Origin of the sequence: Aliihoeflea sp. 2WW (assembly GCF_000497755.1) — a bacterium.
Taxonomy (GTDB): Bacteria; Pseudomonadota; Alphaproteobacteria; order Rhizobiales; family Rhizobiaceae; genus Aliihoeflea.
The window spans coordinates 1-16,541 of record NZ_AYOD01000015.1 but is presented as its reverse complement, the minus strand read 5'-3'; the positions used below and the strand labels follow the sequence as shown (position 1 = coordinate 16,541).

General features: G+C 65.8%; 11 protein-coding genes. 9 read left to right on the top strand and 2 right to left on the bottom strand.

All coding sequences use genetic code 11. From position 1 onward, the window contains the following. Positions 1-242: 242 nt before the first annotated feature. Positions 243-989, bottom strand: a complete 747-nt coding sequence (gene ubiG / locus ALII_RS0109020) for a bifunctional 2-polyprenyl-6-hydroxyphenol methylase/3-demethylubiquinol 3-O-methyltransferase UbiG (RefSeq protein ID WP_024586992.1) — start codon at positions 987-989, stop codon at positions 243-245. Positions 990-1,156: 167 nt separating this feature from the next. Here ubiG and ALII_RS0109015 point away from each other — a divergent pair, with 167 nt between their 5' ends. The 9 genes from ALII_RS0109015 (at position 1,157) to ALII_RS0108975 (ending at position 14,099) form a co-directional block, all read left to right on the top strand. Beyond that, the gene (locus ALII_RS0109015) at positions 1,157-2,083 is read left to right on the top strand and encodes an ABC transporter ATP-binding protein (protein WP_024586991.1); all 927 of its coding nucleotides are present in this window, start codon (positions 1,157-1,159) and stop codon (positions 2,081-2,083) included. Further along, positions 2,080-2,841, top strand: coding sequence for an ABC transporter permease (locus ALII_RS0109010; RefSeq protein WP_024586990.1), 762 nt, complete (start codon positions 2,080-2,082; stop codon positions 2,839-2,841). The genes ALII_RS0109015 and ALII_RS0109010 overlap by 4 nt, the downstream gene beginning before the upstream one ends. Before the next feature lie 115 nt (positions 2,842-2,956). Further along, positions 2,957-4,210, top strand: coding sequence for an aspartate kinase (locus tag ALII_RS0109005; protein ID WP_024586989.1), 1,254 nt, complete (start codon positions 2,957-2,959; stop codon positions 4,208-4,210). A gap of 80 nt (positions 4,211-4,290) precedes the next feature. After that, positions 4,291-6,561: a phosphoenolpyruvate--protein phosphotransferase gene (gene ptsP / locus ALII_RS0109000; RefSeq protein ID WP_024586988.1), complete on the top strand. Its 2,271-nt coding sequence runs from the start codon at positions 4,291-4,293 to the stop codon at positions 6,559-6,561. Positions 6,562-6,573: 12 nt separating this feature from the next. Beyond that, positions 6,574-7,653, top strand: coding sequence for a peptide chain release factor 1 (prfA, locus tag ALII_RS0108995; protein WP_024586987.1), 1,080 nt, complete (start codon positions 6,574-6,576; stop codon positions 7,651-7,653). Further along, positions 7,646-8,500 (top strand): peptide chain release factor N(5)-glutamine methyltransferase, encoded by an 855-nt coding sequence (gene prmC / locus ALII_RS0108990; protein WP_024586986.1) that lies wholly within the window; start codon positions 7,646-7,648, stop codon positions 8,498-8,500. The genes prfA and prmC overlap by 8 nt, the downstream gene beginning before the upstream one ends. 291 nt (positions 8,501-8,791) lie before the next feature. Then, positions 8,792-9,625: a DUF4167 domain-containing protein gene (locus tag ALII_RS0108985; protein WP_024586985.1), complete on the top strand. Its 834-nt coding sequence runs from the start codon at positions 8,792-8,794 to the stop codon at positions 9,623-9,625. A gap of 204 nt (positions 9,626-9,829) precedes the next feature. Continuing rightward, positions 9,830-12,436, top strand: a complete 2,607-nt coding sequence (gene clpB / locus ALII_RS0108980) for an ATP-dependent chaperone ClpB (protein WP_024586984.1) — start codon at positions 9,830-9,832, stop codon at positions 12,434-12,436. Positions 12,437-12,599: 163 nt separating this feature from the next. Then, positions 12,600-14,099, top strand: coding sequence for a L,D-transpeptidase (locus tag ALII_RS0108975; protein WP_024586983.1), 1,500 nt, complete (start codon positions 12,600-12,602; stop codon positions 14,097-14,099). A gap of 56 nt (positions 14,100-14,155) precedes the next feature. On the opposite strand, the gene ALII_RS0108970 is transcribed toward ALII_RS0108975, so the two are convergent. Next, entirely contained in the window at positions 14,156-16,105 is a 1,950-nt protein-coding gene (locus tag ALII_RS0108970; protein WP_024586982.1) for a M23 family metallopeptidase, read from the bottom strand. Positions 16,106-16,541 lie beyond the last annotated feature (436 nt).

The following is a 16,541-nucleotide window of genomic DNA, read 5'->3' as shown; positions in this document are numbered from 1 at the left end:
TCCGCTCCGGTTCTCGAACGCCACCGTTTTCGGCTCACCCAGAGCCGAATCTCGACGAGTCTTCGCGCGTGGCGTTGGGCAGTCAGGCGGGCTTCGCCGCCAGCCGGTGACGTGCGCCCCCTCCGGCGCTTCGCGCCACCTCCCCCGTAAACGGGGGAGGATTTCCGTTGCGGGCGGCCGCGACCTCAGGTCCTCCCCTGCGGAGCGGGGGAGGTGGCGCGAAGCGCCGGAGGGGGCGTTGCTTATTGGGGCTTCGTCGCCAAGATCATGTAGTTGACGTCCAGGTCGCGGGAGCGGGTCCACTGGTCGGTCAAGGGGTTGTAGGTGACGCCGGTGCGGTCGACGATCGTCATGCCGGTGTCGGCGAGGCCCTTGTCGAGTTCCTCGGGCCGCACGAGCTTGTCGTATTGGTGGGTGCCCTTGGGCAGCCAGCCGAGGACGTATTCCGCGCCGATGATAGCCAGGCCCCACGCCTTCAGCGTGCGGTTGATCGTGGCGACGAACATCAGGCCGCCGGGCTTCACCATGTGGGCGCATTTCGACAGGAAGAGGTCGACGTCGGCCACGTGCTCGACGACTTCCATGTTCAGGACGACGTCGAACTGTTCGCCGGCATCCGCCAGCGCTTCGGCGGTGGTGGCGCGGTAGTCGATCTTCACGCGGGCCTCGGCTGCGTGGATCTTCGCCACTTCGATGTTGGTTGCCGAGGCGTCGGCGCCGACGACGTCCGCGCCGAGGCGGGCCATCGGCTCGCACAAAAGGCCGCCGCCGCAGCCGATGTCGAGCAGGCGCAAGCCGTCGAAGGGCTTGGCGGCGCGCGGGTCGCGGCCGAAATGGGTCGCCACCTGGTCGCGGATATAGGCGAGGCGCACCGGGTTGAACTTGTGCAGCGGCTTGAACTTGCCGTTCGGGTTCCACCATTCCTGGGCGAGGCGCGAAAAGCGTTCGACCTCGCCGGCGTCGATGGTGGTGCGCTGGGCGTCTGACATGCGGGTGTCTCCTTCAGAGGTGGTCAAGTCGGGCGAGGGCGGCGAAAAGTCAAGCGCGCGCGATGTCAGGAGCGTGGTGTCGGATCGCAGCTGGCGATTGCGTCCTTGGTGCTGCGACCTATATGCGCTGCGCCACTTCCCCCTTGGCTGCATTTCGAAAGTCCGCCATGCCCCCCGCACTCTCCATCCGAAATCTCACCAAGACCTATGCCTCCGGCTTCACCGCGCTGAAGGGCGTCGACCTCGACGTGCAGCCGGGCGAGATTTTTGCGCTCTTGGGGCCGAACGGTGCGGGCAAGACGACGCTGATCGGCATCGTGTGCGGGCTGGTCAATGCCAGCGACGGCGTCGTTCACGTGCATGGGGACGACATCGTCGTCGACTACCGCAAGACGCGCTCGATCATCGGTCTCGTACCGCAGGAAGTATCGCTGGATGCATTCGAAAGTGTCTGGGCGACGGTTTCCTATAGCCGCGGCCTGTTTGGAAAGGGCCGCAATCCGGCTCATGTCGAGGGCCTGCTGCGGGCGCTGTCGCTGTGGGACAAGAAGGACGAGAAGGTCATCAATTTGTCGGGCGGCATGAAGCGGCGGGTGATGATCGCCAAGGCGCTGGCGCATGAGCCGAAGCTGCTCTTCCTCGACGAGCCGACGGCGGGCGTCGACGTGGAGCTGCGGCGCGACATGTGGGAGATGGTGCGCGGGCTGCGGGCGACCGGCGTGACGATCATTCTGACCACGCATTACATCGAGGAAGCCGAGGAGATGGCCGACCGGATCGGGGTGATTTCCAAGGGCGAGATTATCCTGGTCGAGGACAAGGCGGCGCTGATGCAGCGCTTCGGCAAGAAGAAGCTGGAGCTGGAACTCGTCGAGCCGCTGTCCGAACTGCCGGCGGGGCTGGCTGCGCGGGGGCTGGAGATCACGGATGCCGGGCGCCGGCTCGTCTATTCCTACGACACGCAGGGCGAGCGCACCGGCATCACGGCGCTTCTGGCCGAGCTTTCGAGCGCAGGCATCCGCTTTCGCGACCTCGAGACGCGGCAAAGTTCGCTCGAGGACATCTTCGTCGACCTGGTGAGGGAACGGGCATGAATTTCCACGCCGTCAAGGCCATCTACACGTTCGAGATGGCGCGCACCTTCCGCACCATCATGCAGAGCATCATCTCGCCGGTCGTCTCGACCTCGCTCTATTTCGTCGTCTTCGGCGCGGCGATCGGCTCGCGCATCGAGACGATCGACGGCGTGTCCTATGGCGCGTTCATCGTGCCGGGGCTGATCATGATGTCGCTCCTGACGCTGTCGATCTCCAACGCGTCGTTCGGCATCTACTTCCCGAAATTTACAGGCACGATCTACGAGGTGCTGTCGGCGCCGATTTCCTATTTCGAGATCGTGCTCGCCTATGTCGGCGCGGCGGCGACGAAATCGATGATGATCGGGCTCGTGATCCTTGCGACGGCTGCGTTCTTCGTCGACCTGCAGATCCAGCATCCGTTCATGATGGTGCTGTTTCTCGTCCTGACCTCGGTCAGCTTCTCGCTGTTCGGCTTCATCATCGGCATCTGGGCGGACGGGTTCGAGAAATTGCAGATCATCCCGCTGTTGATCGTCATGCCGTTGGCGTTCCTCGGCGGCACGTTCTACTCGCTCGACATGCTGCCGCCGGTCTGGCAGACGATCTCGCTCGCCAATCCCGTCGTCTATCTCGTCTCTGGCTTCCGCTGGAGCTTCATCGGCACGTCGGATGTGAGCGTCTGGGTCAGCCTGGCGATGACGCTCTTCTTCCTCGTCATCTGCCTTGGCATCGTGAGCTGGATGTTCCGCACCGGCTACCGGCTCAAGAAATAGTCGCTGGCCCGTTCGCTTGCACTTGGCAGGGTATTTCAGTATGCAACCCGCGCCGCCGCCCGATCCCCGCGAACGGGCGGCATGAACCGATCTTTGCCCCGAGGAATTCCCTTTCATGGCGCGTATCGTGATGAAGTTCGGCGGAACCTCCGTCGCCGACATCAACCGCATTCGCAATGTCGCGCGCCACGTCAAACGCGAGGTGGATGCGGGGCATGAGGTGGCCGTGGTCGTCTCGGCGATGTCGGGCAAGACCAACGAACTCGTCGCCTGGTGCCGCGAAGCCTCGCCCATGCACGACGCGCGCGAATATGACGCCGTCGTCGCCTCCGGCGAACAGGTGACGGCCGGGCTTCTGGCGATCACGCTTCAGGGCATGGGGGTCCATGCGCGCTCGTGGCAGGGCTGGCAGATACCGATCAAGACAGACAACGCCCATGGCGCCGCGCGCATCCAGGAGATCGACGGCTCGTTCCTCGCCAAGCGCTTCGGCGAGGGGCAGGTGGCGGTGATCGCCGGCTTCCAGGGGCTGGCGCCCGACAACCGGATCGCGACGCTCGGGCGCGGCGGGTCGGATACGAGCGCGGTCGCCATCGCCGCCGCCGTCAAGGCGGATCGCTGCGACATCTATACTGACGTCGACGGCGTCTATACGACCGATCCGCGCATCGAGCCGAAGGCGCGCAGGCTTGCCAAGATCTCTTTCGAAGAGATGCTGGAGATGGCCTCGCTCGGCGCCAAGGTGCTGCAGGTGCGCTCGGTGGAACTTGCCATGGTACACAAGGTGCGCACCTTCGTGCGCTCCTCCTTCGAAGACCCGGACGCCCCCGGCATGGGCGATTTCGAAAACCCGCCCGGCACGCTCATTTGCGACGAGGATGAAATCTTGGAACAGCAAGTCGTAACAGGCATCGCCTACGCCAAGGACGAGGCGCAGATTTCGCTGCGCCGCGTCGCCGACCGGCCGGGCGTTGCCGCCGGCATCTTTGGCCCGCTCGCCGAAGCGAACATCAATGTCGACATGATCGTCCAGAACATCTCCGAGGACGGATCGCGCACCGACATGACCTTCACCGTGCCTTCGGCCGATGTCGCCAAGGCGGTCGCGGTGCTGGAGAAAAACAAGGACCAGGTCGGCTTCGACGCGCTGCAGCATGACGAGGGCATGGCCAAGGTGTCGGTGATCGGCATCGGCATGCGCAGCCATGCGGGCGTCGCGGCGATCGCCTTCAAGGCGCTGGCCGACCGCGGCATCAACATCCGCGCGATCACCACTTCCGAGATCAAGATTTCGATCCTGATCGACGCGGCCTACACTGAATTGGCCGTGCGGACTTTGCATTCCGTCTACGGGCTGGATAAGCAGTAAGAAGGGGAACGGCCGACACGGAGTCGGTTGCCGGCCCTCGACGATCGAGGGCCGGGTAGAGCCGTTGGAGAGAACGGTCGATGCGTGACATGGCGGCGGGACCGCGCGTATTGCTGAGACGGCTGCGCGAGCTCATGGCGGAAGCGCTTGAGCCGCAGGAGCGGCTCGACCGGATCGTGCGCGAAATCGCCTCCAACATGGTCGCCGAGGTCTGCTCGCTCTACGTGCTGCGCGCCGATTCCATCCTCGAACTCTACGCCACCGAAGGCCTGAACCCCGGTTCGGTTCATCTGGCGCAGCTCAAGCTCGGCCAGGGCCTCGTCGGCACGATCGCGGCGAGCGCGCGTGCGCTCAATTTGTCCGACGCGCAGAAGCACCCCGCCTTCGCCTATCTCCCGGAAACGGGCGAAGAGATCTACAATTCCTTCCTCGGCGTGCCGGTTCTGAGGGCCGGGCGCACGCTCGGCGTTCTCGTCGTGCAGAACCGCACCATGCGGCAATATCGCGACGACGAGGTCGAGGCGCTGGAAACGATCGCCATGGTCATCGCCGAGATGATCGCCACCGGCGATCTGGCGCGGCTGACGCGGCCCGGCCTCGAACTCGATTTGTCGCGCCCGGTGAGCTTCGTCGGACTGCCGCTCAATGACGGCGTCGGGCTCGGCCATGTCGTACTGCACGAGCCGCGCATCGTCGTCACCAACCTCTTCAACGAAGACACGGACACCGAACTGGAGCGGCTCGGCGAGGCGCTCGGCTCGCTGCGGCTGTCCATCGACGACATGCTGTCGCGCCGGGACGTGGCCTTCGAGGGCGAGCATCGCGAGGTGCTGGAAGCCTACCGCATGTTCGCCAACGACCGCGGCTGGATCAGGCGGCTGGAAGAGGCCGTGCGCAACGGCCTGACCGCCGAGGCGGCGGTGGAAAAGGTGCAGTCGGACATGCGCGCGCGCATGCTGCACATGACCGACCCTTATCTGCGCGAGCGGATGAGCGATTTCGACGATCTCGCGAACCGGCTCTTGCGGCAATTGATGGGGCGCGGTCCCGAGGTGCTGGCGGCGTTGATGAACCGCGATGCCATCGTCGTCGCGCGCCAGATGGGCGCGGCCGAGCTTCTTGACTATCCGCGCGACAAGCTGCGCGGGCTGGTGCTCGAAGAGGGCGCCGTGACGAGCCATGTGGTGATCGTCGCACGCGCGATGGGTATTCCCGTCACCGGCCAGATGAAGGGCGTCGTCTCGATGTCCGAGAATGGCGACGCGATCATCGTCGACGGCGAGGAAGGGCGGGTCCATCTGCGTCCGCAAGCCGACGTCGAGGCGGCCTATGCCGAGAAGGTGCGCTTCCGCGCCCGCCGGCAGGAGCTCTATCGCGAACTGCGTGACAAGCCTTCGGCGACGAAGGATGGCGTCCATATCGACCTGATGATGAATGCTGGGCTGGCCGTTGACCTGCCGCAGCTTACCGAGGCGGGCGCGGCCGGGATCGGGCTCTTTCGCACCGAACTCCAGTTCATGGTGGCGGCGACCTTCCCGCGCGCGGAGGCGCAGGAGCGGCTCTACCGCGACGTGCTGGAGGCAGCCGGCAAGAAACCGGTGACATTCCGCACCATCGACATCGGCGGCGACAAGGTGCTGCCCTATTTCAAGGGTGCGGGACAGGAAGAAAACCCGGCGCTTGGTTGGCGCGCGATCCGCCTGACGCTCGACAGGCCGGGGCTTCTGCGCACGCAGATCCGCGCGCTGCTCAAGGCTGCCGGCGGGCGCGAATTGCGTGTCATGCTGCCGATGGTGACGGAGCTTTCCGAGATCGACGCGGCGCGCGACATCTTCGACCGCGAGGTTCGCCATCTCGCCCGATTCGGCCACCACCTGCCGACGAGCTTCAAGCTCGGCGCGATGCTGGAAGTGCCTTCGCTTCTCTGGCAACTCGACGAGCTGATGGCGAAGGTCGATTTCGTCTCGGTCGGCTCGAACGACCTTTTCCAGTTCGTGACCGCGTCCGACCGCGGCAACACGCTTCTGGCCGACCGGTTCACGCCGCTTTCGGTGCCGTTCCTGCGGCTCTTGCGTCAGGTGGCGCGGGCGGGCGTGGCGCATGGGACGCCGGTAACGCTTTGCGGCGAGATGGCCGGACGGCCGCTGCCGGCAATGGCGCTGCTGGGCGTCGGGTTCCGCTCGATCTCCATGTCGCCGGCGGCGATCGGGCCGGTGAAGGCGATGCTGCGCGACCTGCCGCTCGGCACGCTGACGCGGGTGCTCGACGACGCCCTCGACACGACGGCCGAACATGCCGATATACGCGCGTTGCTCTCCGGCTTTGCCGACCAGCACGGCGTCTCACTTTAGGAATTTCATAGAATGATCGAACTGCCGCGCGACCGGATGGACCAGGTCATCAAGCGCTTCGACATGCTCGAGGCGCAGATGGCGGCCGGGCCCGAGGCCGAGGCCTATGTGAAGCTCGCCTCCGAATATTCCGAACTGCAGGACATCGTCGGCAAGGTGCGCGAATTGCTGGCGGCGGAAGGGGAACTGGCCGACCTCGAGGCGATGCTGGCCGACCGCTCTCTCGACAAGGAGATGCGCCAGCTCGCCGAAGCCGACCGGCCGGCGGTGGAGGAACGGGTGGAGGCGCTGCAGCAGGAAATCCAGATCCTGATGCTGCCGAAGGATTCGGCCGACGAGAAGAACGCCATCCTCGAAATTCGCGCCGGCACCGGCGGCGACGAGGCGGCGCTTTTCGCCGGCGATCTCTTCCGCATGTATGAGCGCTATGCGGCGGCGCAGGGCTGGAAGATCGAGCTGATTTCGGCGAGCGAAGGGGAGGTCGGCGGCTACAAGGAAATCATCGCAACGGTTTCCGGCAAAGGCGTCTTCGCCAAGCTGAAATTCGAATCGGGCGTTCATCGCGTCCAGCGCGTGCCGGAAACCGAGGGCGGCGGGCGCATCCACACCTCGGCGGCAACCGTCGCCGTGCTGCCGGAGGCCGAGGAGGTCGACATCGACATCCGCGCCGAGGACATCCGCATCGACACGATGCGCGCCTCGGGCGCCGGCGGGCAGCATGTGAACACGACCGATTCGGCCGTGCGCATCACCCATCTGCCGACCGGCATCATGGTGGTCTCGGCGGAGAAGTCGCAGCACCAGAACCGCGCCAAGGCGATGCAGATCCTGCGCGCGCGGCTCTACGACATCGAGCGCACGCGGCTTGCCGACGAGCGCTCGGAATCGCGGCGCACGCAGGTCGGCTCGGGCGACCGCTCGGAGCGCATCCGCACCTATAATTTCCCGCAAGGCCGGCTCACCGACCATCGCATCAACCTGACGCTCTACAAGCTCGACCGCGTGCTGCAGGGCGAACTCGACGAGGTGATCGACGCGCTGATCTCGGACCATCAGTCGAAGCTGCTCGCCGACATGGGCACACATGGCTGAGCCGGTCGAACTCGGCGAGACGATGCGGCGGGCGAAGAGGCGCCTCGAGGAAGCCGGCATCGACAGTGCCGAGATCGATGCGCGGCTGATCGTCGAGCATGTGACCGGGACGACGCGGCTCGACCTGATCGCGCGTCCGGACCAGCTCGTTGCCGGGCCGCATGTGGAAGAGATCGAGGCCGCGCTGGCGCGGCGGGCAGGGCGCGAGCCGGTGCATCGCATCCTCGGGACGCGCGAGTTCTACGGATTGCCGATGCGGATTTCGGCCGGGACGCTGGAGCCGCGGCCGGATACCGAAGTGCTGGTCGATGCGGTGCTGGCGCTGGCGGGCGAGGGCGCGCTGCGCATCCTCGATCTCGGCACCGGGACGGGTGCGATCCTGATCGCGCTTCTCGCCGAACTGCCGCAGGCGCGCGGCGTCGCGGTCGATGTTTCGGACGATGCTCTTGAAACGGCGGCCGCCAATGCCGACTTGAACGGTGTCGCGGACCGGTTCAGGACGGTGAAATCGGACTGGTTTGCGGGTGTCGCGGGCAAATTCGACGTGATCGTCTCAAATCCGCCCTATATCGCGACCACAGATATCGCCGATCTCGATCTGGATGTGCGCGGGTTCGACCCGCCAGCAGCGCTCGATGGCGGACCGGACGGGCTCGATTGCTACCGAACCATCGCAACGGGCGCCGGGGCGCATCTGACCAGCGCAGGATCGATCGGCGTCGAGATCGGGCATGACCAGAAGGACGCGGTGACCGCAATCTTCGAGAGTGCAGGTTTCGCGTACCAGGCGGCACGCAAAGATCTCGGTGGAAACGATCGCGTTTTGATCTTCCGGCGGCGCGGCTGACCGGGGATGCCCCGCAAAAAGGACTTGGCAAAACAAAGCAATCCCGCTAGGTTTCGGCTACCGGATGTGACGAAGCAGGCAGTGCTGTCATCGATTCGGTTCCCGTGACACAAACTGCCTTCTGCGTATGAGACGCCTTTGCTTCGCGCGGGGAATGTCCGGGCGTGACGCGAAACCGAAAAGCGGGACAAGTGGCGATAGCGCTTCGAGCGGCTGATCGCCGGAGCGATATTGCGGAACGGGCAAGGCCCGGGCGCCGCATGGATATTCCTGAAAGATGAAGAGAAACTGATGAGGCCACAGCAGAACAGGCGCATGCGCGGACGCGGCAACAACAATAATAATAACAGCAGCAACAACGGCAACAACAACAACCGCAAGGGGCCGAACCCGCTTACCCGCAGCTATGAGAGCAACGGTCCGGACGTCAAGATCCGCGGGACCGCCCAGCAGATCGCCGAGAAGTACACGACGCTGGCGCGTGATGCGCAGAGCTCGGGCGATCGCGTGATGGCGGAGAACTATCTCCAGCACGCCGAGCACTATAACCGCATCATCGCTACAGCGCTTGCGCAGCAGGCCGCGACGCAGCAGCAGCAGCGCGACACGCGCGATGATGACGACGAGGACGGCGACGACAACGATGCCGGCTTCGACGGCAACAACAACAATCAGGGCCAGAGCCAGCGCGGCGATCAGAACCAGCAGCCGCGCGGCGACCGCCCGAACCGCGACAATCGCGACCGGGACAATCGCGGCAACCGCGAGAACCGCGAAGAACAGGCGGCTGCCGACGGCAGCGGTCCGCAGCCGGTGATCGACGGCGTTCCGGCCGAGGTCGCGCTCAACCAGGAAGATGCTGCCGTCGGTGAAGGCCGCAGGCAGCGGGCGCCGCGCCGCGAGCGTGCACCGCGCGCCGAACAGGGTGCTGGCGAAGGCGAGGCTCCGGCCGTTTCGAGCCCGGCCCAGCTTGCCGCGAGCGTGCAGAGCGCCGAAGCTGCCGGCGACGACACCGGCGAGCGCAAGCCGCGTCGCACGCGCCGTCCGCGCCTGAAGGCGGAGGAGGGCGAAAGCGCAGGCCCGGCCGACGAGAAGTCGGACGATGTCGGCGAGGCGGCGGCCTGATCGGGCCAGCGATGAGAATTCCGAAAGGGCGGTGGTCATCCACCGCCCTTTTTTGTTGCCGCGTGGCATGCGGATTCACTTGAGCGCGTCGGGCGGTCTTCCCATATTGCGATCAACGGGGCCTGCCGGAACGACGGGGGCCCGTCACCACAATCTGAACCGGCGCTGCGTGCCAGGCCGGGGACGGAACGGAGACAGGAAGACATGAATATCGAGAAGTATTCCGAACGGGTCCGCGGCTTCATCCAGTCGGCGCAGACCATGGCGCTGTCGCGCAATCACCAGCAGTTCACGCCCGAGCACCTGCTCAAGGTGCTGGTCGACGACGAGGAAGGCCTTGCCGCCTCGCTGATCGAGCGGGCGGGTGGAAATGTGCGTGACGTGCGCCTCGGCGTCGAGACGGCGCTGGAGGCGATGCCGAAGGTGGAGGGCGGCAACGGCCAGCTCTATCTGGCTCAGCCGCTCGCCAAGGTGTTCACCACCGCCGAGGAGGTCGCCAAGAAGGCGGGCGATTCGTTCGTCACCGTCGAACGCCTTTTGACGGCGATGGCGATGGAGAAATCGGCGAAGACGGCCGGCATCCTCGCCAAGGCCGGCGTGACGCCGGTCGCTCTGAACCAGGTCATCAACGACATCCGCAAGGGACGTACGGCGGACTCGGCTTCTGCCGAGCAGGCCTACGACGCCTTGAAGAAATATGCACGCGACCTGACGGCGGATGCGCGGGCGGGCAAGCTCGACCCGGTGATCGGCCGCGACGACGAAATCCGCCGCACGATCCAGGTCCTGTCCCGGCGCACAAAGAACAATCCGGTGCTGATCGGCGAGCCCGGCGTCGGCAAGACGGCGATCGCCGAGGGGCTGGCGCTGCGCATCGTCAATGGCGACGTGCCGGAAAGCCTCAAGGACAAGCAGTTGATGGCGCTCGACATGGGCTCGCTCATCGCCGGCGCGAAATATCGCGGCGAGTTCGAGGAGCGGCTGAAGGCCGTCCTGTCGGAAGTCCAGTCGGCCGCCGGCGGCATCATCCTGTTCATCGACGAGATGCACACGCTGGTCGGCGCGGGCAAGGCGGACGGCGCGATGGATGCGTCGAACCTGTTGAAGCCGGCGCTGGCGCGCGGCGAACTTCACTGCGTCGGCGCGACGACGCTCGACGAATACCGCAAGCATGTCGAGAAGGACGCCGCGCTCGCCCGCCGTTTCCAGCCGGTCTTCGTCGCCGAACCGACGGTCGAGGACACGATCTCGATCCTGCGCGGGTTGAAGGAGAAGTACGAGCAGCACCACAAGGTGCGGATCTCCGACTCGGCGCTCGTCTCGGCGGCGACGCTGTCGAACCGCTACATCACCGACCGCTTCCTGCCGGACAAGGCCATCGATCTGGTGGACGAGGCTGCATCGCGGCTGCGCATGCAGGTCGATTCCAAGCCGGAAGAGCTCGACGAGGTCGACCGGCGCATCATGCAGCTCAAGATCGAGCGGGAGGCGCTGAAGACGGAGACGGACGTCGCCTCGAAGGACCGTCTCGCGCGGCTCGAAAAGGAACTGGCGGACCTCGAAGAGGAATCGGCCCGGGTGACGAGCCTGTGGGCGGCGGAGAAGGAAAAGCTCGGACTCGCGGCGGACCTCAAGGGTCAGCTCGACGAGGCGCGCAACGAACTCGCCATCGCGCAGCGCAAGGGCGAGTTCCAGCGGGCAGGCGAGCTTGCCTATGGCCGCATTCCCGAACTCGAAAAGAAGCTTGCCGAGGCCGAAAGCCAGGACAATGTCGGCTCGATGGTCGAGGAGACCGTCGCGCCCGACCATGTCGCGCAGGTGGTTTCGCGCTGGACGGGCATTCCGGTCGACAAGATGCTGGAAGGCCAGCGCGAGAAGCTGCTGCGCATGGAGGACGAGATCGGCAAGCGCGTCGTCGGCCAGGGCGAAGCCGTGCAGGCCGTGTCGAAGGCGGTTCGCCGCGCGCGCGCCGGACTGCAGGATCCCAACCGGCCGATCGGCTCGTTCATCTTCCTCGGGCCTACCGGTGTCGGCAAGACCGAACTGACCAAGGCCCTCGCGAACTTCCTGTTCGACGACGAGAGCGCGATGGTGCGCATCGACATGTCGGAATACATGGAAAAGCACTCGGTCTCGCGCCTGATCGGCGCGCCTCCCGGCTATGTCGGCTATGATGAGGGCGGGGCGCTGACGGAGGCCGTGCGTCGCCGGCCCTATCAGGTCGTGCTGTTCGACGAGATCGAGAAGGCGCATCCCGACGTCTTCAACGTGCTGCTTCAGGTGCTCGATGACGGGCGGCTGACCGACGGTCAGGGTCGCACGGTCGATTTCCGCAACACGCTCATCATCATGACGTCCAATCTCGGCGCCGAGTATCTCGTCGCGCTGGGCGAGGATCAGGATGCCGACGCGGCGCGCGACGAGGTGATGGCGGTGGTGAAGGCCTCGTTCCGGCCGGAATTCCTCAACCGCGTCGACGAGGTGATCCTGTTCCACCGGCTGCGCCGCGCGGACATGGGCAAGATCGTGGCGATCCAGCTCGAGCGGCTGGAGCGGCTTTTGACCGATCGCAAGATCGCGCTTTCGCTCGACCAGGAGGCGATCGACTGGCTGGCCGACAAGGGCTACGACCCCGCCTATGGCGCGCGTCCGCTGAAGCGCGTGATCCAGAAGGAACTTCAGGACCCGCTTGCCGAGCGTATCCTGCTTGGCGACATCCTCGACGGGGCGCGTGTCAAGGTCACGTCCGGTTCGGACCGGCTGAACTTCCGCACCGCGAATGGCGACGCCTCCATCGTCGAAGCGGCCTGATCATGATTTCAGATAGGCCGGTCCGGGCAGCCTCGAAGGCCCGGGCCGGCCATTTTCATGTCCCGTTCATCCTTCATGAACCATAGTCGGCTCGTCGCCGCGAGGCGGTGATCAAGTTTGATCACTGCGTGCAACCGTAACGCATCTGGCTGGTTTGATAAAAATGATCGCACGACCGTTTTCCCTCACCCTTCTCGGCATGCTTCTTTCGGCCGGCACCGCAGGCGCCGCCATCTCGGTCGCCGAGCCGCCCGAACGGCGTGCCGATGCGCGCGACGGGGTGCAGGTCGCCCAGCGCGAAGTCGACGTCTATTACGATCAGTTCGGGCGCGAGGTTCTCGTCGACCCCTATACGGGCGAGGTCATCGCGATCGTCGGCGAGGGCGGCGGCGGAGCGGTCCAGCGCGAGCGCTTCATCGAGCCCGATCCGTGGGGCGGCGACTATGTCGAGCCCGAGCGCTACGACCCGTATGAGGACGACCAGCGCCTGCGCCGTGAGCAAAGGCTGCGCGAACTCGGGCGCTATCCCGGCGGCCGATCCGACGGCTTCCCCGAATTTCGCGAACCGCCGCCGATCCCGCCGCAGCCGCAAATGGCAGCGCCGCAGCCCCAGCCGAGCACGCCGCAGCTTGCCGCACCGCAGCCGCAAATGCAGCCGCCGGCCGTCGGCGGCGTCGAGCGCCAGCCGCTCGGCAACGAGGCGACCGCCAGCGTTTCCGGCGAAGAGCCGGCGGGGCTGACGCAGCCGGGAACGGTGATCGAGATCGATCCGGGAATGCAGCCGCCCTCCATCTCGACGCCGCGCGCTTCGCTCGCCGGCGCCAGCGAGGACGTGGCCAAGATCCAGATCGTCCTGTCGCGCATCGGCGCTTCGCCCGGCGTGATCGACGGCCGGATGGGCGACAACGTCAACAAGGCGATCGCGACCTATCAGGAACTGCGCGGCGAGGCCATGCGCACCTATGACAAGCAGTCGATCGACGACGTGCTGGCACAGACCGGCGGCGACGCCTTCGTCGAATACGAAATCACGCCCGTCGATGCCGCCGGCCCGTTCATCGCCTCGGTTCCCGAGGATTACGGCGAGAAGGCGCAGCTCGAGACGCTGGGCTACACGTCGGTCGCCGAAAAGCTCGCCGAGCGCTTCCACATGGACGAGAACTATCTGCGCGCGCTTAATTCAGGCGTGAATTTCGAGCGCCCGGGAACGCGAATACGCGTCGCGAACGTTCCACGACCCAAGCGCGAGCCGGTCGTCCGGATCATCGCCGACAAGAGTTCCAAGCAGGTTCGCGCCTTCGATGCGACGGGCAGGCTCGTCGTCGCCTATCCGGCGACGATCGGCTCGCAGGCGACGCCGTCGCCGACCGGCACGCATACGGTGGAGCGCATCGCGCTCGATCCCGAATACACCTACAATCCGAAGATCAACTTCAAGCAGGGCGACAATGACCGGGTGCTGACGATCCCGCCCGGCCCGAACGGACCGGTGGGCTCCGTATGGATCGCGCTGTCGAAGCCGACCTACGGCATCCACGGCACGCCCGAACCGTCGAAGATCGGCAAGACCTATTCGAATGGCTGCATCCGGCTCACCAACTGGGATGCGCAGGAACTCGCCAAGCTGGTTTCGAAGGGCGTGACGGTCGAGTTTCAGGAATAGGGTTTCGGACCGACAGAAACGAAAAAGGGCTGCTTCGGCGGCCCTTTTTCTTTGGCTCAGTTGGTTGCGGCCATGCGCAGCGGCGGGACGGGATCGCCATTCAGGAGCGCGTCGATGCGCTCGCGCTCATAGGCGAAGGCTTCGAGCTCCGGGCCTTCGAGGGAGCGGTTCTGCGGCAGGCGCACGCGCATCGGGTCCACCTTGGTGCCGTTGACGATCAGCTCGTAGTGAAGGTGATTGCCGGTCGACAGGCCGGTCGAGCCGACATAACCGATGACCTGGCCCTGCCGCACGCGCGCGCCGGGCACGACGCCGTCGGCGATCGCGTGCTGGTGGCTGTAGGACGAGACATAGCCATTGGCATGGCGGATGATCGTCTGACGGCCATAGCCGCCGGTCCAACCGGCCTTTTCGACGGTGCCGTTGCCCGAGGCGATGATCGGCGTGCCGCGCGGCGCGGCCCAGTCGACGCCGGTATGGGCGCGGACATAGCCGAGGATCGGATGGCGCCGGCCGCCGAAACCGGACGTGAAGCGCCCGTTGGGGACCGGATTGCGCAACAGGAACTGGCGAGCCGAGCGGCCTTCTTCGTCGAAATAGTCGAGCGTGCCGTCTTCCATCTGGAAGCGGTAGAAGCTGCGGGTGGTCGCGCCGAAGGACGCGCTGACATAGAGCAGTTCGGAATCGCCGGTCGCGTTGTCGTCGGTGTCCGGGTTGGAGAAGAAGAGCTCGATGCGGTCCGTCGGTCCAAGGCGCGACTGGTAGTCGACCTCGGCGGCGAGCAGGCGGATGAGCTGGCGCGTCATGTCGCGGTTGAGCCCGTAGGAATAGGCGGCGCGATAGATGCCGTCATAGACGGTCGGCAGGTTGCCGGTCGCGCCGACGACGGGGATCGAGCCCTGCATGGCGATCGAGATCGCCGGATTGGGCTCGGGTTCGTCGCCCGGCACGAACTGGCCGCGATCGTCGATGGCGACCGTCGCGCGGTGGGCGGCCTCCTGATAGAGGCTGGCGCGCATGATGCTGGCGCGGTCGCCGCGGATTTCCAGGCCGATGCGCAGCACCGAGCCGGCGGCGAGCGTCTCGCTGTCGACGAGTTTGGCGACGGCCTCGGCCATCGCCACGGAGGGCGGGTCGTCATAGCCGGCCTCGGCCAGCAGCTCGGCGATCGGCTCCTCGCTGCGGGCCACCACCATGTCCTCGGCATATTCGTGCGCGGCGGCGCCCGCGGGCGCATCGCGCGGTGCGATCGACACGTTTTCCGGGACGACGCGGATGCCGTAATTGCCGAGCGCGGTGCCGGCCAGGCCGTCGCCGAAGCGCTGCGGGTCGACATAGTGAAGCGCGGCGACCTGGATGTCGCCATCGGTCAGGATCGCGCCGGTGTTGCGGACGACCGCCTCGACCTCCTCGGCCGACAATTCGCTGCGCGTGTCGTAGGTGGCATCGGCGAGCGGGAAGGCGGTGGTGCGCAGGCTGACTTCGCTCTCGACCTTGGCGCCGTAGATCTGGCCCATCGCCACTGCGGGTGCGGCGGGCGCTTCCTCGGCGAAGACCTCGAGCGGATCGAAGGCCGGGTAGTCGCGATCGGTGGAGTGGCCGGCGGCCAGCGCCATGTCGACATGGACGAAGGGAACGGTGCGCACGATGTCGACATCGTCCTCGCGCTGGAGCGTGGAGATTTCCATGCGGCGGCGGTCGGACGTGCTCGCGAGGATGCGCGAGGCGACGAGGCGGCCGGTCTTGGTGGCTTCGCCAGACGCGGCAGCGGTCAGATCGCCGGGCAGCGGCGTGGCGGCCTGCGAGGCGCGCAGCACGATGTTGCCGGCATCGAGCGCGGCGAAGAGCGCGACGCCCATCAGGATGCTCGACGTGATGCCCGTCAGGAACGTGCCGGACAGCCAGCGCGCCGAAATCTCCCGTCGGTCGGGCGGGCCGGAGCGGCCGGCGCCGTTGAGCGGCGGCTCGTCACCCAGTTCCCGTGCGGCCAGATCGAAATCGTTCATGCAATCTCTTCATGGGGCCACCCGATTCGCTGGACCGGGGCGGCCGATTTGTAGTGCGTGACGGACAATTGCCCGCCGGGACCTGCGAAGTCAACGAAAGGGCCGGAACGGGTTCGGCCCATCCACGGCTTCCCGTTCTGTGCGCATTCAATGGGGCCCTAGTTAGGCACGCGCGCGTATGTGAAGGGCGCTGCGCAAATCTTCCGTGGGGAGTTCCGTTGGGTGACACAAAACTTTCGCAAAAACTTTGAATTGGTCGTTGACAGTTTTGGGGTGTGGGGCCTATAACCCGCTCAACAACGACAGCGGCGACGCTGCTGGCGACGAGGAGGTTTTCCTCCGAGTTTAGCGAAAGTTGGTTGACACAACAAAGTATCGCTCTTATGTGAGCGTCGACTTTGAGGTCTTGAGGCGCAAGCGGATGGGCCGGGACGTT